The following is a 21,185-nucleotide window of genomic DNA, read 5'->3' as shown; positions in this document are numbered from 1 at the left end:
CCTTCTGGGCCGGGCCTTCATCTATCTGGCACAGCTCGTGCTATAGCCCCAGCCAGGCTGCGCTCGCGCCGCTCCATAAAAACAACTAGATGAAGGATCCTTTAATGGATAACTCCAACACCTTGCCTCTGGGGTCGGCGGCCGCGCCGGCTAAAGAACGCACCACCACCAGCCGGATCAAATCGATCTTCAGCGGATCCGTCGGCAACATGGTCGAGTGGTACGACTGGTACGTCTACGCCGCTTTCTCGCTGTACTTCGCCAAAGCCTTCTTCCCGAAAGGCGACACCACCGCCCAATTGCTCAACACCGCCGCGATCTTCGCCGTGGGCTTCCTGATGCGCCCGATCGGCGGCTGGCTGATGGGCCTGTACGCCGACCGTGCGGGTCGTAAAGCGGCACTGATGGCTTCGGTCCTGTTGATGTGCTTCGGCTCATTGATCATCGCCCTGAGCCCCGGTTACGAAACCATCGGCGTCGGCGCGCCGATCCTGCTGGTGTTCGCCCGCTTGCTGCAAGGCTTGTCGGTGGGTGGCGAATACGGCACCTCGGCCACCTACCTGAGTGAAATGGCGACCAAGGAGCGTCGCGGCTTCTTCTCCAGCTTCCAGTACGTGACCCTGATCTCCGGCCAGCTCATCGCCCTGGCGGTACTGATCGTGCTGCAACAAGTGCTCACCACCGAGCAACTGTACGACTGGGGCTGGCGTATCCCGTTTGCCATCGGTGCCCTGTGCGCAGTGGTCGCGCTATACCTGCGTCGCGGCATGGAAGAAACCGAGTCGTTTACCAAGAAGGAAAAAGCCAAGGAAAGCGCCATGCGCACCTTGATGCGCCACCCCAAGGAACTGATGACCGTGGTCGGCCTGACCATGGGCGGCACCCTGGCCTTCTACACCTACACCACCTACATGCAGAAGTACCTGGTGAACACCGTCGGCATGAGCATTTCCGACTCCACCACCATCTCGGCGGCAACGCTGTTCCTGTTCATGTGCCTGCAACCGATCGTCGGTGGGCTGTCGGACAAAGTCGGCCGTCGGCCGATCCTGATCGCCTTCGGCATCCTCGGCACCCTGTTCACCGTGCCGATCCTCACCACCCTGCACACCATCCAGACCTGGTGGGGCGCGTTCTTCCTGATCATGGCGGCGCTGATCATCGTCAGCGGCTACACCTCGATCAACGCAGTGGTCAAAGCTGAACTGTTCCCGACCGAAATCCGCGCCCTGGGCGTAGGCCTGCCGTATGCATTGACCGTGTCGATCTTCGGTGGCACCGCTGAATACATCGCGCTGTGGTTCAAGAGCATCGGCATGGAAACCGGTTACTACTGGTACGTGACCGCGTGCATCGCGGTGTCACTCGTGGTCTATGTGACCATGAAGGACACACGCAAGCATTCGCGGATTACCACCGACTAAAAATGTGAGAGGGGGCTTGCCCCCGATGGCGGTGTATCAGCTACAAACCAGCTGACTGACACACTGCTATCGGGGGCAAGCCCCCTCCCACATTGGTTATGATGTTTGCCCCAGAATTAAGAACAGAACCCCGGCCATGTCTGACGCTATCCATTTCTACGAACCCGCCAACGGCCACGGCCTGCCCCATGACCCCTTCAATGCCATCGTCGGACCACGGCCGATCGGCTGGATCTCGTCACACGACCACGAAGGCCGCCTGAACCTGGCGCCCTACAGTTTCTTCAATGCGTTCAACTACATTCCGCCGATCATTGGGTTTTCCAGCGTCGGGCGCAAAGACAGCCTGAACAACATCGAACAGACCGGCGAGTTTGTGTGGAACCTGGCCACCCGCCCGTTGGCCGAGCAGATGAACCAGAGTTGCGCGGCAGTCTCGCCGGATGTGAATGAATTCGAGTTGTCCGGCCTGACGCCGGTGGCGTCGAAAATCGTCGGCGTACCACGGGTGGGCGAGAGTCCGGTGTCTTTCGAGTGTAAGGTGACGCAGATCATCCAGCTGCAGCGCGCCGACCAGCAGTTGGTGCCAAGCTGGTTGGTGCTGGGCGAGGTGGTCGCGGTGCACATTGCCAAGTGGTTGCTCAAGGATGGGGTGTACGACACCGCCGCCGCCGAGCCGATCTTGCGTGGCGGTGGCCCGGCGGATTACTTCCAGCTGGGACCGGAGGCGTTGTTCAAGATGTACCGCCCAGGCGCCAGCAAACCCTGACTGAAATACACCAAAAAAGTGGGAGGGGGCTTGCCCCCGATGGCAATGGCACATCCAACATCGTTGTTGACTGACACACTGCTATCGGGAGCAAGCCCCCTCCCACATTAGATGGTCGGCGTTGTTCAGCTCGCGGCGCTCGCCCAGGTCAATTGACCCTCTTCATCCACGCCGATCAACCGCTCAAGCTGCACGGTGGCTGCATCATCGGCATCGGAGGCCGTCTTGAACGTCTGTCCATCCAGGATCTTGTGAAACTGCGGTGCGCCCATGCCATCCAGTGCCTTGACGGCGACGGCGGCGCTGTAGCCCCCTTCACCCGGTACTACGGCGGATACGGCTTCGTGGTGGGCAAATTGTTTACGTGCCATGTTGCAGGTCCTGGCCAATGGAAAAGTTGGCCATTCTAACCATTAACCGGCCAGTTGCAGGTACTCGCCGTAGGCATTCGCGGCGGTTGCGTCGGTGAAGGTCTGGAAGTCCATGCTGCGCACGACCATGTCGTTCAACAGCTCGGTAAAGATCATCAGGGCCGGAGAGTTGAAGTAGGCGCTCATCGCCTGCTCGCTGCTCCAGAAACCCGAGATCAACCAGACATCGGGATCGACCTGGGAATGCTGCAACGAGAATTGCAGGCAACCCTGAGCCTGACGGCCCGGTTCGATCAAACTGCTCAAGCGTGCACCCAGTTCGGTGCTGCACCCGATGCGGGCGCGGATAAAGGCCATATGGCTCGCGGGAATGGGGGTGGACATGTTCGACTCTCCCGTTGAGAAGTGATGCTCGGCAAGCACTGTGAGGGCGTGCTGCCACAGGATCAAAGATAACGGCGCGGGTGCGGGCGCGGTTAGTCAATTCCTGCAGCCTTATTGCACAATCCTGCGAGAAGCGCAGACAGGACGTTTGCCCCGCCGGTTTATTCCACAGGCCAACGCCTTGTTTCAGGGAGATGACAGCCCCGACGCTTGCCTGATTCACGCGGTGTCGCAGGATCAGGCAAGGATTGTGCAGAATCGACCTAACACTGTTTGAAAAGCCGCCGCTAAGCTGAGCCCATCAAAAAAGCATGCAGAGGACGCCTTATGCCGTCGCCCGAACATCAGTCCATGCCCCTCGATGCCGAGACGGAAAAACAGCGCGCCGAACTGGCGAGCATCGTGCGTCGTCATACTTGGGAAGACGGCTCCTATGGCACGGCGATTACGTCACTGTTCCTGAACCGCCATAACACACCGCGTGACTTCATGCCGGTGCTGGTGGAGCCGGCATTGTGCATCCTCGCCAACGGCAGTAAGGAAGTGCGCCTGGCCGACGAAATCTTTGCCTACGACCCACTCAATTACCTGGTGTTCTCGGTGGCGATGCCGGTGGCCGGGCGGATCATCGATGCCACGCCGGAAGATCCGAACCTGTCAGTGCGCATCAATATCGACCCGGCGCAGCTCACGGCCTTGATCGCCGAGGCGGGCCCCATGGGCGTGCCAACGCGCCCGACATCGCGCGGGATGTATGTGGACCGCATCGACCCCCAGTTGCTCGACGCAGTACTGCGCCTGGCACGCTTACTGGATACGCCCAAAGACATCGCCATGCTGGCGCCGCTGATCAATCGTGAAATTCTCTACCGCTTGCTGCGCGGGCCGCAGGGTTATCGCCTGTACGAAATTGCCGTGGCCAACAGCCAGAGCCATCGCGTCAGCCAGGCGATCAAGTGGCTTAATGGCAACTACGAACAACCGCTGCGCATCGATGACCTGGCCAAGGAAGTGAACCTCAGCGTCTCGACCCTGCACCACCGTTTCAAGGCGATTACGGCCATGAGCCCGCTGCAGTACCAGAAGCAGTTGCGTTTGCAGGAGGCACGTCGGCTGATGATTGCCGAAGGGCTGGAAGCGTCGGCGGCGGGGTATCGGGTGGGGTATGAAAGCCCGTCGCAGTTCAGCCGGGAGTACAGCCGGTTGTTTGGGGCACCACCGCTGAGGGATTTGGCCAGACTGCGCCAAAGCGTCTGACCCAATGAAGATCAAAATGTGGGAGGGGGCTTGCTCCCGATGGCAGAGTATCAGTCAGTTTATCTGTCGCTGACCCACCGCCATCGGGGGCAAGCCCCCTCCCACATTTGCCCAATGGTATTTTTCAGTCCAAGGTCCGGGGCAGTTGCAGGGTGACCCGCAAGCCGCCTTCGCGCAAATTCTGCAGACTCACCTCACCGCCATGGCTGTGGGCGATATTGCGCGCAATGCCCAGCCCCAAACCGTAACCCTGCTGCTGGCCGGCCAGGCGAAAGTGCGGTTCGAACACTTGTTCCAGGCGCTGTTCCGGCACGCCGGGGCCTTCGTCGTCGACGTGCAGGATGAACTCCGCGCCATCGTCCTCGATATGCAAATGGGCGTTCTGCCCGTACTTCAAGGCATTGTCGATCAGGTTGCCGATGCAGCGCTTGAGCGCCAGCGGCTTGCCCGGGTACGCCGCCACTGCTGCGCCGTCCAGGGTAACCCGGCCATTACCGTTGGGGGCCACATAAGGCTCCACCAGGCATTCGAGCACATGGTTGAGGTCGACCGGCTGGATGTTCTCGTGAATATCGGTGTCTTTCACACATTGCAGCGCGCCTTTGACCAGCAACTCCAACTCATCCAGGTCACGGCCGAACTTGGTTTGCAGGTTCTCGTCTTCGAGCAATTCCACGCGCAGGCGCAGACGCGTAATCGGCGTACGCAGGTCGTGGGAAATCGCGCTGAACAACTGGCTGCGCTCGGTCAGGTAACGGCTGATGCGCTCGCGCATGGCATTGAACGCGCGGCCCACTTCCACCACTTCACTGCCGCCGCCTTCGGCCACCGGTTCCACATCGGCGCCCAGGGACATGTCCCGCGCCGCCCGCGCCAGGCGCTTGAGCGGCCGGCTTTGCCAGTGCACCAACAGGCCGATGAACAGCAGCAAAAAGCCGCTGGTCAGCACGATAAACCACACTTGCTGGGACGGCAGGCCCTGTTCTTCCAGGCTGGTGTAGGGCTCGGGCAACAGCGAAGCGATGTACAGCCATTCGCCGGGGGCGAGTTCGATCTGGGTGACCAATACCGGCGGGTTGACGGGTTCCAGGGTCAGCGCGTAATGCGCCCAGGAGCGTGGCAACTCATCCAGTTTCAAGCCGGCGTTGAAGATGCGCAGGTCTTCAGCACTGACGAACTCCACCGAGATAGGTACGTCAGCGCCCAAGGTCTGGCGCAGGACGTCATCCACGGCCACCAGCACCGCCTGTTTACGCGGGGTTTGCGGCAACACTTGCATGTCGAGCGGCCGGTCATTGAGGGTCACGACAAAACGGGTCCCGCCCATGCTGCGCAACTGGTCGAGGACCAACGGGCGATAGGCCACCGGCAACGAACGGAAGTAACTCACGCTGGCGGTCATCGAGTGCGCCAGGCTACGTGCGCTGGTGACCAGGCCTTCGAGCTGGGTGGCACGCAACTGCGAGACCCAGATCACGCTGGACAGCGTCTGCGCGAACAGCACCGCGAGCAAGGTCAGCAGCAACATGCGCCCCAGCAACGAGCGCGGGACCGGGAAGCGGCGGCGGCGCTCGGTCAGCAGTTCAGTGGGCATTGCCGGCAACCACGCTGGCTGCCAGTTGATAACCGCTGCCGCGCACGGTACGAATCAGCCTCGGGGGTTTTTCGGTGTCGCGCAGGCGTTGGCGCAAGCGGCTGACAGCCATGTCGACGATCCGGTCCAGCGGCATCAGGTCACGGCCACGGGTGGCGTTGCCGATGGTGTCGCGGTCGAGAATCTGTTGGGGATGATCGAGAAACAGCTTGAGCAGGGCAAAGTCGGCACCGGAGAGGATCACCTCTTCGCCATCCACATGGAACAGCCGGTGGCTGATCATGTCCAGGCGCCATTCATCGAACACCAGCACATCGCCATTTCCGCTGCGCTCCTGGCCGAACTGGCAGCGACGCAACAGGGCCTTGATCCGTGCCTGCAACTCGCGCGGGCTGAACGGCTTGCCGATATAGTCGTCGGCCCCCAGTTCCAGGCCGATCACGCGGTCGGCTTCGTCGGAACTGGCGGTGAGCATGATGATCGGCACCTGAGCTTGGCGCGGGTGTTGGCGAATCCAGCGGCAAAGGCTGAAACCGTCTTCGTCCGGCAGCATCACATCGAGGATGACCAGGTCGCACGGCGCCTCGTTCATCGCCTGGCGGAACCCCGCGCCGTCCGGCACGCCACGCACCTGGAAACCGGCGCGACTGAGGTAGGTTTGCAGCAATTCGCGGATTTCCTGGTCGTCATCGACGAGGAGAATCGATTTACTGATTACGCTCACGGGGTCCTCCTTGTTGTTATGGGGTGTTCTTGATGGCCTCATCGGGGGCAAGCCCCCTCCCACATTTGAAACGCATTCCAATGTGGGAGGCGCGGTGCGACGATTCGACTTGCGCCCGATGAGGCCATCACGGCCTAAGCAAATGCCTGCTCTAACGCGACGCCAGCCCCGGTCAACCCGGAATACGGCGCGGTCACCAGCCACACCGGAATGCCTTTGAAGTAGTCGCTCATGCAGCCTTTGTCACTGAAACTCTTGGCAAAACCGCTGTTGATAAAGAAGTCGGCAAACCTCGGTATCACCCCGCCCACGATATACACACCACCGCGTCCACCGGTGGTCAGCACATTGTTGCCGGCCACCCGGCCCAGCCAGATGCTGAATTGATCCAACACTTCCATGGCCACCGGGTCGCCCGCCAGGCCCGCCGCCGTGATGGCTTCGGGCGTGTCGAGCACCGGTGTATGGCCATCGACCGCACAAATCGCCCGGTACAGACGCGGCAGACCGCCGCCGCTCAAGGCGGTTTCGGCGCTGACGTGGCCGATCTCGTTGTAGATATGCTGCCACAGCTGGGTTTCCCGTGGGCTGCTCAGGGGCAGGTCGACGTGACCGCCCTCCCCTGGCAACGCCGCATAACGGCCAGCGCCGAGGTCCAGCAGGGTACCGACACCCAGGCCGGTGCCCGGACCGATTACCACCGCCGGGCGCAACGGTTCCGGCGTACCCTCGCACACCACGCGGAATTCGTCGGGCTTGAGGCGCGTCATGCCCAGGGCCATGGCCGAGAAGTCATTCACCAGCAGCAGCTCATCCACTTGCAACGTCTGGCAAAACGCAGTCTTGCTCAGGCGCCAGTGATTGTTGGTGAATTTAAATTCATCCCCACCCACCGGCCCGGCGACGGACAGGCACACGGCACCGATGTCGCCAATTTCCAGGCCTTCTTCCTTGAGATAGACCTTGATCGCGTCCTCAGGGCTTTGGTGATCAGCCGTGGCCTGCACCCGAATCGAATGCAGTGCCTGATCTCGCCACAACGCAAAACGGGCGTTGGTACCCCCGATGTCACCGACCAGCGCTAACTTCACTTAAGCGTCTCCAAGGCAGAGGTAAAGGCGCTGGCGCCCTGCTCTGCGGAGCTTGCGGCCAAGCGCATAAATGCAAACAGCTCGCGACCGGCCCCCACGTTATTGCCCAACAGGCCCGTGGCAGGCGTGCGCGCTGCAAATTCTTCGGCGTCCACCTTAAGCTCCAAGGTGCCTTTGACGCCATCCACGCGAATGATATCGCCATCGCGCACCCGCGCCAGCGGCCCGCCGCTCTGGGCTTCGGGGTTGACGTGAATCGCGGCGGGGATCTTACCCGACGCGCCGGACATACGCCCATCCGTTACCAACGCGACTTTGAAACCACGGTCCTGCAACACACCGAGGAACGGCGTCATCTTGTGCAGTTCCGGCATGCCGTTGGAGCGCGGGCCCTGGAAGCGCATCACCGCGACAAAATCTTTTTCCAGTTGGCCGGCCTTGAACGCATCGGCCAGGTCCTGCTGGTCCTGAAACACCACCGCCGGTGCTTCGACGATCTGGTGCTCAGGAGCTACAGCAGAGACTTTCATCACACCGCGACCGAGGTTGCCTTCCATCACACGCAGGCCACCTTCCGGCGAGAACGCGCGCGCCACAGGGCGCAGGATGGTTTCGTCGAGGCTTTCGATCGGGCCGTCGCGCCATACCAGTTCGCCATCGACCAGGAACGGTTCCTGGACATAACGGCTCAGGCCCTTGCCGGCCACGGTGTTGACGTCGTCGTGAAGCAGGCCGGCTTCGAGCAGTTCGCGAATCAGGAACGACATGCCGCCCGCCGCCTGGAAGTGGTTGATGTCGGCCTTGCCGTTTGGATACACGTGGGACAGGGTCGGCACCACCTCGGAGAGGTCGGCCATGTCGTCCCAAGTGAGGAGGATGCCCGCCGACATGGCGATGGCCGGCATGTGCAGGGTGTGGTTGGTGGAACCGCCGGTAGCGTTGAGCGCAACGATGGCGTTGACGATGGATTTCTCATCGACGATCTCGCCGATCGGCGTGAAGTTGCCGTTGGCCTTGGTCAGGCGCGTGACCTGGTGCGCAGCTTCGCGGGTCAGGGCGTCACGCAGCGGCGTGTACGGGTTGACGAACGAGGCGCCGGGCAGGTGCAGGCCCATCACTTCCATCAGCAATTGGTTGGTGTTGGCGGTGCCGTAGAAGGTGCAGGTACCGGGGCTGTGGTAGGACTTCATCTCCGATTCCAGCAGCTCTTCGCGGCTGGCCTTGCCTTCGGCGTAGCGCTGGCGCACGTCGGCCTTCTGCTTGTTGGAGATACCCGACGGCATCGGCCCGCCCGGGACGAAGATCATCGGCAGGTGGCCGTAGCGCAGCGCGCCCATCATCAGGCCGGGCACGATCTTGTCGCAGATGCCCAGCATCAGCGCCGCGTCGAACATGTTGTGGGACAGCGCTACCGCCGTGGACATGGCGATGACTTCACGGCTGAGCAGGCTCAGCTCCATGCCGGGCTCGCCTTGGGTCACGCCGTCGCACATGGCCGGGGTGCCGCCGGCGAACTGGCCGACCGAGCCGACTTCGCGCAGGGCTTTCTTGATCTGTTCGGGGAAATGTTCGTACGGCTGATGCGCCGAGAGCATGTCGTTATATGACGAAACAATTGCCACGTTGGCGGCGTTCATCATGCGCAGGCTGTTTTTATCTTCGGTGCCGCAACCGGCCACGCCATGGGCGAAGTTGGCGCATTGCAGCTTGCCGCGCATCGGACCGTCGCTGGCTGCGCCGCGAATGAGCGCAAGGTAAGCCTCACGAGTGGCGCGGCTGCGGGCGATAAGCCGTTCGGTGACCTCAAGGACGCGGGGATGCATGTGTAGAACTCCAGGCTAACGGATGTGGCGACCTGAGTGTCTATGCTGATCAAACGCCCACCGCTCATCGGATGGCAGGGAGTCGTTTGGATCATCGGACCAGTTGATTCAGGTCACTCGTTGTAGATTGAACAAAATATTGCCACTAAAAAGGCTTGTTTTCTATTTTTATGCGAATAATCTTGTAATTCTTACAACAAATCGACGACAGGCACTTTCCAATGACTCTTCGTATCGCAATCAATGGTTTTGGCCGTATCGGCCGTAATGTCCTGCGCGCACTGTATACCCAAGGCTATCGCCAGGATTTGCAGATCGTCGCCATCAATGATTTGGGCGACAGCTCGATCAATGCCCACCTGCTTAAATACGACACCGTCCATGGCACTTTCGATGCAGAGGTCGCCCACGATCAGGAAAGCCTGACCGTCAATGGTGACCGGATTGCCGTCAGCGCCATTCGCAACCCGGCCGACCTGCCGTGGGCTGCGCACAAGGTCGACGTGGTGTTCGAATGCACCGGTCTGTTCACCGACCGCGACAAGGCTGCCGCCCATATTACCGCCGGTGCACGCAAGGTGATCATCTCCGCCCCGGCCAAAGGCGCGGACGCGACCGTGGTCTACGGTGTGAACCACGACATCCTGCGTCAATCCCACCAGATCATCTCCAACGCGTCGTGCACCACCAACTGCCTGGCGCCGGTCGCCCAGGTGCTGCACCGCGAGCTGGGCATCGAAAGCGGTTTGATGACCACGATCCATGCCTACACCAACGACCAGAACCTGACCGACGTCTACCACACCGACCCGTACCGCGCGCGTTCGGCCACCCAGAACATGATCCCGAGCAAGACCGGCGCCGCCGAAGCGGTCGGGCTGGTGCTGCCGGAGCTGGCAGGCAAGCTGACCGGCATGGCCGTGCGTGTACCGGTGATCAACGTGTCGCTGGTGGACCTCACCGTGCAGTTGAAGAAAGAAGCCACCGCCGACGAAGTCAACGCACTGCTCAAGGAAGCCAGCCAACACTCGAAGATCCTCGGCTATAACACCCTGCCGCTGGTTTCCAGTGACTTCAACCACAACCCGCTGTCGTCGATCTTCGATGCCAACCACACCAAGGTCAGCGGCAAGTTGCTGAAAGTGCTGGCCTGGTACGACAACGAGTGGGGCTTCTCGAACCGCATGCTGGATAACTGCCTGGCGCTGTGCAACGCAGAGTAACCCCGTCTTGTGATGAGCTTATGTGGGAGGGGGCTTGCCCCCGACGGCGGTGGGTCAGTTATGAATGTACTGCTGACACACTGCAATCGGGGGCAAGCCCCCTCCCACATTTGATCTAAGTACGCCTGCAGAAATAGCCACTTGCCATTTAAGTTGATGATAAGCATTATCATTAACTGCAAATCGGTCTGGTATCACTGTGAGCCAATCTCGCTTCAATCAAGTCTTTCTCACCCAACGGGTGATTCTGCTACGCACCTTGCAGCGGATGGTGAATAACCACAGCACCGCCGAGGACCTGTTGCAGGAAACCTACCTGCGCGTCACCCGGGCCCTCAGCGAGCGGCCGATCGATCACCTCGAACCCTTCGTCTACCAAACCGCGCGTAACCTGGCGCTGGATCACTTGCGTTCGCGCAGGATTCAGGCGCGTACGTTGCAGGAAGATGTACCGTTGGACATCCTGCAAAGCGTCGCCGCCCCCATCAGCACCCCCGAAGACGCAACCCAGGCCGAGCAATTGCTTGAGCACCTGAGCATCAGCCTCGGCCAGTTGAGCGCTCGCCAGCAGCAGATTTTCATCCTCAACCGCCTGCACGGGTGCAGTTACCAGGAGATTGCCGATCAGTTGGACGTGTCCTTGAGCACCGTGCAAAAGGAACTGAAATTGATCATGGCTATTTGTGTAGGTGTGGCCGAAAGACTGGATCGGCCTTAAGCTTCAGCCGACAGAAGTGTCGATCCAAGCTGTAGGAAAGATGAATAGAACGTGGCGAAGACCCGAGGTACACCGTGACGGACCCGAATAAACTGCGCCCCCATGAGCTGGCTCATGAGGTGTTGCAAGACACGGCGATGGACCAAGCCCTCGACTGGCTGATCGCCTTGCAGTGCCCAGCGCCTGGGCAGCAGGCCGAGTTTGAAGCCTGGCTGGCCCAAGACCCCGCCCACGTCCACGCCTTCGGCAAGGCCCAGGCCGCCTGGGGTGGCGCGCCGGTACACAGCGCCGCCGTCGCCCTGGCCGCGCCGCGCAAGCCCAGCGGCTGGCGCCGGATCAAGCCGCACTGGAAACCGCTGGCCACCGCCGCCGTGCTGTTGATCGGCCTGTTCAGCTTCAGCAACCTGCCGGTGCGCCTGCAAGCCGACCATCTCACGGTGGTGGGCGAACGCCAACGCCTGCAATTGGACGACGGCTCGAAAGTGTTACTGAACACCAATTCGGCGTTTTCCAGCAGCATCAAGGACCACCAGCGCATCGCCCGCCTGTATCAGGGCGAAGCCTTTTTCGAAATCATGCCCGGCCATGGCCTGCCGCTGGAGATCGACGCTGGCCCCGTGCGCGCCAGCGTGCGTGATACCGCCTTTGCCGTGCGCTACCTCAATGGCGAAGCCCAGGTGCAGGTGCAACGCGGCGATGTCGACCTGAGCAACACCTTCGACGATGCCCGCGTACGCCTTCGCGCCGGGGAAAGCATCCGCATCGGGCCCAAGGGCTTTGGCCAACCGGCCAGGCTGGATGCCAACAAGGACCTGGCCTGGGTACAAGGCCGGCTGATTTTCGAAAACTGCCCGATGAGCGAAGTGCTCGCCGAGTTGCGTCGTTACTACCCCGGTTGGATCGTCAACACCAACGACAAGCTCGCCAGCGTTGCCGTCACCGGCAATTACCGCCTTGATCAGCCCCTCGACGTAGTGCGCTCGCTGGCCCACATCACTTCCGCCACGTTGTCGGAATACCCCGCGCTGGTGATCTTGAACTAAATGAGAATTATTTTTACTCGATAGCCCTCGGCGGTACGTCTCGTCTTAGCCAATGCAACTGATTCCTATTTGATTCGGTTCGCAACTATAAGATTCGTACCTTCCGGAGCGCTCTCGATGTCCTCTTGCTTCAACCGCCGGTCCTCCTCGCCCGTGCTGTCCTTGCTGACCGCCGCCATCCTGCTGGCCGGTTCGCCAGTGATGGCCGCGACTGCCGCCGAACCTGCCGCCCGCAGTCACGGTAACTACAGCTTCAGCATCGAGCAGCAGCCACTGGTCTCGGCCCTGAACGCCTTTACCACCGTGACCGGCTGGCAAGTCGGCCTGCCCGCCGAGCTGGGCCAGGGCGTGTCGTCCCCTGGCGTGCGCGGCGCACTGTCGCCGGAGAAAGCCCTGGACCGGCTGTTGGTGGGGACCAACCTGAGCTACCGCAAGCTGGGCAATAACAACATCGTGCTGGAAAAGCGTACGGCGGGCAGCACCCTCAACCTGCAACAGGTGACCATCAGCGCCACCCGTAACGAGCAGGATGTGAACAGCGTACCGAGCACCGTCAGCGTGCATGAACGCGAAGAGCTGGACCGCCAGAACGTCAACAACATCCGCGAACTGGTGCGCTACGAGCCCGGCGTCTCGGTGGGCGGCGCAGGCACCCGTGCCGGCAATGCCGGCTTCAACATCCGCGGTATCGACGGCGACCGCATCCTCACCCAGGTGGACGGTGTGGAAGTGCCCGACAACTTCTTCAACGGCCCCTACGCCAAGACCCGTCGCAATTACGTCGACCCGGAGATCGTCAAGCGCGTCGAGATCCTGCGCGGCCCGGCCTCGGCCCTCTACGGCAGCAGCGCCATCGGCGGCGCCGTGAGTTACTTCACCCTCGACCCGGATGACATCATCAAGCCCGGCCAGGACGTCGGCGCACGCCTGAAGACCGGCTACAGTTCCGCCGATGAAAGCTGGCTCACCTCCGGCACTGTCGCCGGCCGCGTGCAGGACTTCGATGGCTTGCTGCACCTGAGCCAGCGCAACGGCCACGAGACCGAGTCCTACGACGGCAACAACGCCACCGGCCTGGCCCGTACCGGCGCCAACCCCGAGGACGCGCGCACCACCAACATCCTGGCCAAGCTCGGCTGGAACTATGGCGATGACAACCGCCTGGGCCTGACCTATGAGAAGTACAAGGATGATCGCGACGTCAACCTGAAGAACGCGGTGGGCGGCCCGTTCGTCGGCGGCCGAGGCTTCAACCTCTACCGCGATCGTCGTGGTAACGACACCATTACCCGTGAACGTTTCGGCCTGGAAAACAGCTTCGCCCTTGAGTCGCCGATTGCCGACCGGATCAAGACCAGCCTCAATTACCAGATCGCCAAGACCGACCAGACCACCGCCGAGATCTATCAGTCAGGCCGTCGTGTCCTGCGCACCCGCGACACGCTCTACCAGGAAAAACAGTGGATTTTCGATGCCCAGTTGGACAAAGCGTTCAGCCTCGGTGAAACCGATCACCAAGTGACCTACGGCACCACCCTCAAGCAGCAGAAAGTCACCGGCTCACGGGAGGGCAACGCGACCTGCGTGGCCGTCGGCAGTGGTTGCACCGCCATCGGCGCGCCCAGCCCGATGGCTTCCGACAGTGTGAAGAAGTCCAGCGACTTCCCCGACCCGACCATCAACACGTATTCGCTGTTCGCACAGGACCAGATCACCTGGGACAAATGGACTTTCCTGCCCGCCGTGCGCTACGACTACACCCAGCTCAAACCCAAGCTGACCCAGGAGTTCCTCAACACCGTCAACCCGACAGGTGCGGACCCGGTGAGCGACAAGGAAAAAACCTGGCACCGTGTGACGCCCAAGTTTGGCCTGACCTATGCCCTGACCGATCAATACACCTGGTTCGGTCAATATGCCGAAGGTTTCCGTACGCCATCCGCCAAGGCGCTGTACGGCCGCTTTGAAAACCTGAACCTGGGCTACACCGTCGAGCCGAACCCCGACCTCAAGCCAGAAACCAGCAAAGGCATCGAAACCGGGATTCGCGGCAAGTTCGACGAAGGCTCCTTCGAGATCGCCGTGTTTTACAACAAGTACCGCGACTTTATCGACGAAGATAACGCCGTCGTCGGCGGCACCGTTGAGCAGTTCCAAGCCGTCAATATCAAGCGCGCCACCATCAGGGGGACCGAAGCCAAAGGCCGCCTGAACCTGGATGCATTCGGAGCCCCGCAAGGGCTCTACACCCAGGGTTCGGTGTCCTATGCCTACGGCCGCAACGACGATAACGGCGAGCCGCTGAACAGCGTCAACCCGCTCAAGGGCGTATTCGGCCTGGGCTACGACCAGGACAACTACGGTGGCCTGTTGAGCTGGACCCTGGTGAAAAAGCAGGATCGCGTCGACAGCAGTACCTTCCACGCGCCGGACGGCGACACCAGCGGCCCCTTCAAAACCCCTGGCTTCGGTGTTGTCGACCTGACTGCCTTCTACAAAGTCACCAACGACGTGACCATCAACGGCGGCCTCTACAACCTCACCGACAAGAAATACTGGAACTGGGATGACGTGCGCAGCTACGACAGTGTCGGCGAAGCCGCTGTGACCGGCCCGGCCAACCTCGACCGCCTGACCCAGCCAGGCCGCAACTTTGCGATCAACGTGATCTGGGACATCTGACAAAGCTTTCCTCACCTCGTCGAAATTTCAGCGGCGAGGTGAGGATTTTTTACTGTGCCGCGTCTTCTTGTTCGTCTAGTTGATAACAGCTCTCTTTAGGGCAACAAGGCGCTCCCCTTCTCAAGGACTTTTTCATGACCGCTTCTCCTACCGCAGAACGCCCAAGCCTGCGCTCCCAGCGCCTGAACCAGATCACCCACGCGCCGCACACCAAGCTGGATGCACTGGTCAAGGCCCACGGCCCGTTTGAAACCCAGGCCAACTTCGCGCGTTTCGTGGTCGCGCAGTACCTGTTTCAGTCGGAACTGGCGCCCCTGTACAACGATGCCGAACTGATCAAGATCGTGCCTGACCTGGCCGAACGCTGCCGCGCCGAGGCCGCCAAGCTGGACCTGGCAGACCTGGATACCGAAGTGCCTGCCCCGGTCGCGGGTGCACTGAAGAACCCGAGCAAGGCCGAAGCCCTGGGCTGGCTGTTCGTGTCCGAAGGCTCCAAGCTGGGCGCTGCGTTCCTGATCAAGCGCGCCGTAGGCCTGGGCCTGAGCGAAACCTTCGGTGCCCGCCACCTGGGTGAGCCGGCCGGTGGTCGCGCCGAAGGCTGGAAAAGCTTCACTCGCACCCTGGATGTGCTGCAATTGAGCGCCGAGGAAGAAGCCGCAGCGGAAAAAGGCGCGGTGGATGCGTTTGTACGCTTCACCGTGCTGCTGGAACAGGCGTACGCTAGCGCCCCTGAACTGGCCTGATCGCCCACATTGAAATGCAATCAACTGTGGGAGGGGGCTTGCCCCCGATGGCGTAGGGTCAGTTACCTATTTGTTGGCTGATGCACCGCTATCGGGGCATGGGTATCTACACAACTTTTCAGCCCCTGACAAATCTCCCTGTGGCGAGCGGGCTGGTCCCGCGTTGGGCTGCGTAGCAGCCCAGTAAAGCAGAATGCGGTGTATCAGAAACTCCATAGCGGCTGTTTTTGGGCCGCTACGCGGCCCCACGCGGGACCAGCCCGCTCGCCACAGGGGAACTCGCCAGTCTCTGAAAATTGTGTAGATACCTATGGCTATCGGGGGCAAGCCCCCTCCCACATTTAAACCGCATGTCAATGCCGACTCTTTTGTTATCCCCTACTTTGCACACACCATGACCCGCAAACCCCAATCCACCTCGAAAATCGCGCAGATCCTCTTCGGCCTGCTGGCCTACGTCAGCCTCGGCATCGGGCTGGTGGCGATTGTCGTGCCGGGTTTGCCCACTACCGAATTCATCCTGCTGGCCGCCTGGGCCGCGACCAAAAGCTCGCCGCGTCTCAGTGCCTGGTTGGAAAACCACCGCCTGTTCGGGCCGATCCTGTTCAACTGGCGCAACGGCAAGATCATCGCGCGCCAGGCCAAAGTCAGTGCCACCGTGAGCATGCTGCTGTGCGCCATCCTGATGCTGGTGATGCTCGACCACAGCTGGCCGATCTACCTGGCGATTGCCGGGATGAGCCTGGGCAACCTGTGGATCTGGTCACGCCCCGAACGGCTCGCACAGCCCGTGTGACGCTGGCTGTAGGTGTTTTCCTACCGCCCATCGCCTATCTCTCATGAATTGATCTGTTACGCCGATGTTTCAGACATAGCGCTGAATGGACTTGGCCCTGGATTGCATGCATTTCCACACGCCCATTCGCGAGTGAACCTATGTTCGACACCCTCTCCATACGTTTGAAAATCGTGCTGCTGTCCGGGCTATGTCTGCTGGGCGTAATAGCGTTGATCATCAGCATCAACCTTTACGAAACCAACCAGAACGACCATCTGATCAGCGATTCAAGCTCGCGAATGCTCACCAGCAGCGTGCAGAACCTGCTGCAAGCCAAGGCAGCGGAGCAAGCCGTGCTGCTGCGGAAAACCTTTGGTGAAAATCTTACCGTGATCACCGCCATCGCCGATCAGGTCAAAGACCTGCGCAACCTGGCCACCAAGCGCTCGCTGGACCCCGGCGCCTTGCGTGAAGAACTCAACCAGAGCCTGAAAACCACCTTCGAACGCAACAGCAAAGTGCTCGGCATCTGGCTGGCGTTCGAGCCCAATGGCCTGGACGGCAAGGACAGCGAGTTCGCCAATGACAAGACCCGCGCGTCCAACGAAAAAGGCCGCTTCTCCAGCTACTGGAACCGCGTCGGTGGTGAACCATTGAACACCATCATGCTCGAGGAAGACCTGACCAAGACCACCCTCAACCTCAGCGGAACGCCCTACAACATTTGGTACACCTGCCCCCGGGACACCCGAAGCACCTGCCTGCTGGACCCATATGAAGACACGGTGACCGGCACACCAGTACTGATGACCACCATCTCCTTGCCGATGATCGTGGACGGGAAAGTCATTGGCGTGGTCGGTGTCGATATCGCCCTCAACACCCTGCAAGCCAGCACGGACGCCGCGCAAAAAGAGCTGTTCGACGGTGCGGCACACCTTGAGATCATTTCCAGCAACGGCCTGATTGCGGCCTACAGTGGCGAACCCGCCAAGGTTGGAAAAAACCTGGTCGACACCCTCGGTGCAGAAGGCAAGGAGATCGTGCAACTGCTCGCCAGTGGCAGCTATGTCAACCGCGAACAAGGCGACACCATCCGCGCGGTTTACCCGGTCAAGCCCATTGCCGATGCCAAAGCCTGGGGCGTAGTGATCAAACTGCCCAAACACGTGATGCTTGCCGACAGCACGAAACTTCAAGGCGTGCTCGACGCAGCCCAGGCCAGCGGCACCCTCAAGGCCCTGCTGGTCGGTGCCGCCGCCGGCCTGCTCGGCTTGCTGCTGATCTGGCTCACCGCCACCGGCGTCACCCGTCCGATCAACAGCGTGGCAGCCATGCTTAAAGACATCGCCAGCGGCGACGGCGACCTCACCCAGCGCCTGGCCTACGCCAAGAAGGATGAGCTGGGCGAACTGGTGAACTGGTTCAACCGCTTCCTCGACAAGCTGCAACCGACCATCGCGCAGATCAAGCAAAGCATCACCGAAGCACGCGGCACGGCTGACCAGTCCTCGGCCATCGCGCGCCAGACCAGCGAAGGCATGCAGGTGCAGTTCCGCGAAATCGACCAAGTGGCCACGGCGTCCAACGAGATGAGCGCCACCGCCCACGACGTCGCCAACAGCGCCTCCAATGCTGCCAACGCAGCGCGCGGCGCCGACCAGTCAGCGCGTGAAGGCATGTCGATCATCGAGCAGAGCACCCGCGACATCACCACCCTCGCCGAAGAAGTCAGCAAGGCCGTGGGCGAAGTCGAAGCCCTGGCCGTCAACAGCGAACAGATCGGTTCAGTCCTGGAAGTGATCCGCAGCATTGCCGAGCAGACCAACCTGCTGGCGCTCAACGCGGCGATCGAAGCCGCACGCGCCGGGGAAAGCGGCCGGGGGTTTGCGGTGGTGGCCGACGAAGTGCGCAACCTGGCCAAGCGCACCCAGGATTCGGTGGAGGAAATCCGCCTGGTGATCGAACGCATCCAGAGCGGCACCCGAGGGGTGGTGGCGACCATGCACTCCAGCCAAAGCCAAGCCCAGAGCAATGCCGGACAGATCCATCAAGCCGTGCAGGCCTTGGGCAAGATCAGTGATGCAGTGACGGTGATCAGTGACATGAACCTGCAAATCGCCAGCGCCGCCGAGCAGCAAAGCGCCGTGGCCGAAGAGGTCAACCGCAACGTCTCGGCGATCCGCACCGTGACCGAAACCCTCACCGGCCAGGCCACCGAATCGGCGGCCATCAGCAGCCAGCTCAATGCCTTGGCCAGCCAGCAGATGAAACTCATGGATCAGTTCAAGGTTTAAGAAACACCACAGGACCAATGTGGGAGGGGGCTTGCCCCCGATGGCGATGTGTCAGCTACAGATGAGTTGACTGACACACTGCAATCGGGGGCAAGCCCCCTCCCACATTGTCAAAGACCAGGCCAGGCCTTCACAAACGCCGCCACATCTTCTTTAGCTGCGGTACGCGGTGGATTCTGTGGTGTCCCCAAATAGAGGAAGCCAATCACTTCCTCATCCGCCGTCAGCCCCAGGCCTTTGGCGACGTGGGCCGAGTAGGACAATTCACCCGTGCGCCACACCGCACCAATCCCCTGGGCATAGGCCGCCAGCAGAATGCCGTGGGCCGCGCAGGCGGCTGCCAGCCGTTGTTCGGATTTGGGCACCTTGAAGTGCTCCTGCAGGCGGGCAATCACCACCACCACCAGCGGCGCGCGCAACGGGCCGTTCTGGGCCTTGTCGATGGCGGCTTGCGGGGCATCGGCGTCTTGCAGGCGGGCGGCTTCGGCCAACAGCGTGCCCAGCTGCTCACGGGCGGCACCTTCCACGGTGAGGAAACGCCAAGGGCGCAGTTGGCCGTGGTCGGGCGCACGCATGGCGGCGGCGAACAGCACATCGCGCTGCTCCTGGGTCGGTGCCGGTTCCAGCAAACGCGGCACGGAAACACGGTTGAGCAAAGCGTCGAGAGCCTGCATTGGCCACCTCCAGAAAAAATGTGCGCTCATTCTAGCGGGAATCAATCGGGATGCCACCAAACGATAATTGCTCTTATTCAATCCGCCCGGCCCTGTTAGACTTTGCGACCTTATTTTCAGCCTTCGTCCGGGAAACTCGATGTTTCGTTCGCTTATTCGCCTGTGCGCAGCGTTGATGGCCTTGAGCCTGGCCGCCTGCGATGACGCCCCGCGCTTCACCAAGGCCGAGCCGGGTGAATCGCGAGCGGGCGGCGCGACGACGGTGAACAAGCGCGACCAGAATGCGTATTCCCTGCCCTCGGCCAACCTGTCGCCCACGCGCCGCCTGGATTTCAGCGTGGGCAACAGCTTCTTTCGCAGCCCTTGGGTGATCGCGCCGTCCACCACCACCGCCCGTGATGGCCTGGGCCCGCTGTTCAACACCAACGCCTGCCAGAACTGCCATATCAAGGACGGCCGTGGCCACCCGCCGCTGCCCGACGCGGCCAATGCGGTGTCGATGCTGGTGCGCCTGTCGATCCCCGTGTCTATCCAGGAGCAGCCGCTCTACGCCAAGCTCATCGAGCAGGCGGGCGTGGTGCCCGAGCCCGTCTACGGCGGGCAATTGCAGGACATGGCAGTGCCCGGCGTGCCGCCTGAAGGCAAGGTCCGGGTCGACTACACACCGGTCAACGTCACGTTCAAGGACGGCAGCGTCGTCGAGCTGCGCAAGCCCGACCTGCAGATCACCCAGCTCGGCTATGGCCCGATGCACCCGGACACGCGCTTCTCCGCGCGCATCGCCCCGCCGATGATCGGCCTGGGCCTGCTCGAAGCCATCAGCGACGCGGACATCCTGCGCAACACCGAGCCGAAGACCGCCGACAAGGAAGCCCTCATCGGCCGGGCGAATTGGGTCTGGGATGACGACACGCAAAAAACCGTACTCGGGCGTTTTGGCTGGAAAGCCGGGCAACCCAACCTCAATCAACAAAATGTTCACGCGTTTTCTGGTGATATGGGCCTCACCACCTCCCTGAGACCCTTCGATGACTGCACCGACGCCCAAGTCGCCTGCAAACAGGCGCCCAACGGCAATGGCCGCGATGGCGAGCCGGAAGTCAGCGATAACATCCTGCGCCTAGTGCTGTTCTACACCCGCAACCTGGCCGTGCCCGTGCGCCGCGACGTCAACACGCCGCAGGTGCTGGCCGGGAAAAACCTGTTCTACCAGGCCGGTTGCCAGGGTTGCCATAAACCGACATTCACCACCGCCGGGAATGCCGCCGAACCCGAGTTGGCCAACCAAGTGATTCGCCCCTACAGCGATTTGCTGTTGCACGACATGGGCCCAGGCCTGGCCGACCACCGCACGGAATTCAAGGCCGGTGGCCGCGACTGGCGCACGCCGCCGTTGTGGGGCATCGGGCTGACGCAGACCGTCAGCGGCCATACCCAGTTCCTGCATGACGGCCGCGCCCGCAACCTGCTCGAAGCCGTGTTGTGGCACGGCGGTGAAGCACAAGCGGCGCAGCAGCATGTGTTGTCCTTCAATGCCGAGCAGCGCGCTGCGTTGCTGGCGTTCCTGAATTCTTTATAAGCTTCGCCCCA

General features: G+C 61.4%; 18 protein-coding genes. 11 read left to right on the top strand and 7 right to left on the bottom strand.

Annotation, left to right across the window (positions count from 1 at the left end; genetic code table 11):
* Positions 1-104: 104 nt before the first annotated feature.
* Entirely contained in the window at positions 105-1,424 is a 1,320-nt protein-coding gene (locus AB1462_RS05310; protein WP_065925869.1) for an MFS transporter, read from the top strand.
* A 136-nt stretch (positions 1,425-1,560) separates the two neighbouring features.
* Positions 1,561-2,193 carry a flavin reductase family protein gene (locus tag AB1462_RS05305; RefSeq protein WP_259191438.1) on the top strand — a complete coding sequence of 211 codons (633 nt, stop codon included), beginning with the start codon at positions 1,561-1,563 and terminating at the stop codon, positions 2,191-2,193.
* 125 nt (positions 2,194-2,318) lie between these two features.
* On the opposite strand, the gene AB1462_RS05300 is transcribed toward AB1462_RS05305, so the two are convergent.
* Together AB1462_RS05300 and AB1462_RS05295 are read right to left on the bottom strand one after the other, a co-directional pair.
* Positions 2,319-2,564, bottom strand: a complete 246-nt coding sequence (locus AB1462_RS05300) for a hypothetical protein (protein ID WP_027605503.1) — start codon at positions 2,562-2,564, stop codon at positions 2,319-2,321.
* 42 nt (positions 2,565-2,606) lie between these two features.
* Entirely contained in the window at positions 2,607-2,948 is a 342-nt protein-coding gene (locus tag AB1462_RS05295; RefSeq protein ID WP_090400594.1) for an antibiotic biosynthesis monooxygenase family protein, read from the bottom strand.
* 327 nt (positions 2,949-3,275) lie between these two features.
* On the opposite strand from AB1462_RS05295, the gene AB1462_RS05290 reads away from it, so the two are divergent.
* The gene (locus tag AB1462_RS05290) at positions 3,276-4,205 is read left to right on the top strand and encodes an AraC family transcriptional regulator (protein ID WP_090400595.1); all 930 of its coding nucleotides are present in this window, start codon (positions 3,276-3,278) and stop codon (positions 4,203-4,205) included.
* Positions 4,206-4,329: 124 nt separating this feature from the next.
* On the opposite strand, the gene AB1462_RS05285 is transcribed toward AB1462_RS05290, so the two are convergent.
* From AB1462_RS05285 to edd, 4 genes are all read right to left on the bottom strand, one after another.
* Positions 4,330-5,799: an ATP-binding protein gene (locus AB1462_RS05285; RefSeq protein WP_090400596.1), complete on the bottom strand. Its 1,470-nt coding sequence runs from the start codon at positions 5,797-5,799 to the stop codon at positions 4,330-4,332.
* A complete protein-coding gene (locus tag AB1462_RS05280) occupies positions 5,789-6,523 on the bottom strand; it encodes a response regulator (protein ID WP_024077192.1) in 735 nt (244 codons plus the stop codon). Before AB1462_RS05280 ends, AB1462_RS05285 begins: the two co-directional genes overlap by 11 nt.
* 134 nt (positions 6,524-6,657) lie before the next feature.
* On the bottom strand, positions 6,658-7,614 hold the full coding sequence (locus AB1462_RS05275; protein ID WP_367246302.1) for a glucokinase: 957 nt from the start codon (positions 7,612-7,614) through the stop codon (positions 6,658-6,660).
* Positions 7,611-9,437, bottom strand: coding sequence for a phosphogluconate dehydratase (gene edd, locus AB1462_RS05270; protein ID WP_090400599.1), 1,827 nt, complete (start codon positions 9,435-9,437; stop codon positions 7,611-7,613). The genes AB1462_RS05275 and edd overlap by 4 nt, the downstream gene beginning before the upstream one ends.
* Before the next feature lie 221 nt (positions 9,438-9,658).
* Here edd and gap point away from each other — a divergent pair, with 221 nt between their 5' ends.
* The 7 genes from gap (at position 9,659) to AB1462_RS05235 (ending at position 18,921) form a co-directional block, all read left to right on the top strand.
* On the top strand, positions 9,659-10,660 hold the full coding sequence (gap, locus tag AB1462_RS05265) for a type I glyceraldehyde-3-phosphate dehydrogenase (protein ID WP_090400600.1): 1,002 nt from the start codon (positions 9,659-9,661) through the stop codon (positions 10,658-10,660).
* Positions 10,661-10,859: 199 nt separating this feature from the next.
* Positions 10,860-11,378 carry a sigma-70 family RNA polymerase sigma factor gene (locus tag AB1462_RS05260; protein ID WP_090400601.1) on the top strand — a complete coding sequence of 173 codons (519 nt, stop codon included), beginning with the start codon at positions 10,860-10,862 and terminating at the stop codon, positions 11,376-11,378.
* Between the two features lie 74 nt (positions 11,379-11,452).
* Positions 11,453-12,421 carry a FecR domain-containing protein gene (locus AB1462_RS05255; RefSeq protein ID WP_315336328.1) on the top strand — a complete coding sequence of 323 codons (969 nt, stop codon included), beginning with the start codon at positions 11,453-11,455 and terminating at the stop codon, positions 12,419-12,421.
* A 117-nt stretch (positions 12,422-12,538) separates the two neighbouring features.
* Complete coding sequence (locus tag AB1462_RS05250) at positions 12,539-15,103, top strand: TonB-dependent receptor (protein ID WP_259191442.1); 2,565 nt, start codon at positions 12,539-12,541, stop codon at positions 15,101-15,103.
* Between the two features lie 134 nt (positions 15,104-15,237).
* Positions 15,238-15,846, top strand: coding sequence for a biliverdin-producing heme oxygenase (locus AB1462_RS05245; RefSeq protein WP_367246301.1), 609 nt, complete (start codon positions 15,238-15,240; stop codon positions 15,844-15,846).
* Between the two features lie 394 nt (positions 15,847-16,240).
* On the top strand, positions 16,241-16,642 hold the full coding sequence (locus AB1462_RS05240) for a YbaN family protein (protein WP_367246300.1): 402 nt from the start codon (positions 16,241-16,243) through the stop codon (positions 16,640-16,642).
* Between the two features lie 140 nt (positions 16,643-16,782).
* Complete coding sequence (locus AB1462_RS05235; protein WP_090400606.1) at positions 16,783-18,921, top strand: methyl-accepting chemotaxis protein; 2,139 nt, start codon at positions 16,783-16,785, stop codon at positions 18,919-18,921.
* Positions 18,922-19,031: 110 nt separating this feature from the next.
* On the opposite strand, the gene AB1462_RS05230 is transcribed toward AB1462_RS05235, so the two are convergent.
* A complete protein-coding gene (locus AB1462_RS05230) occupies positions 19,032-19,595 on the bottom strand; it encodes an NAD(P)H nitroreductase (RefSeq protein WP_090400607.1) in 564 nt (187 codons plus the stop codon).
* A gap of 139 nt (positions 19,596-19,734) precedes the next feature.
* On the opposite strand from AB1462_RS05230, the gene AB1462_RS05225 reads away from it, so the two are divergent.
* Positions 19,735-21,174, top strand: a complete 1,440-nt coding sequence (locus AB1462_RS05225; protein ID WP_367246299.1) for a di-heme oxidoredictase family protein — start codon at positions 19,735-19,737, stop codon at positions 21,172-21,174.
* The last annotated feature ends 11 nt before the right edge of the window (positions 21,175-21,185 follow it).

Source organism: Pseudomonas sp. SB113 (genome assembly GCF_040754745.1).
GTDB lineage: Bacteria > Pseudomonadota > Gammaproteobacteria > Pseudomonadales > Pseudomonadaceae > Aquipseudomonas > Aquipseudomonas grimontii.
The sequence above is the reverse complement of the archived record's forward strand: the minus strand, read 5'-3'. Positions and strand labels throughout refer to the sequence as shown.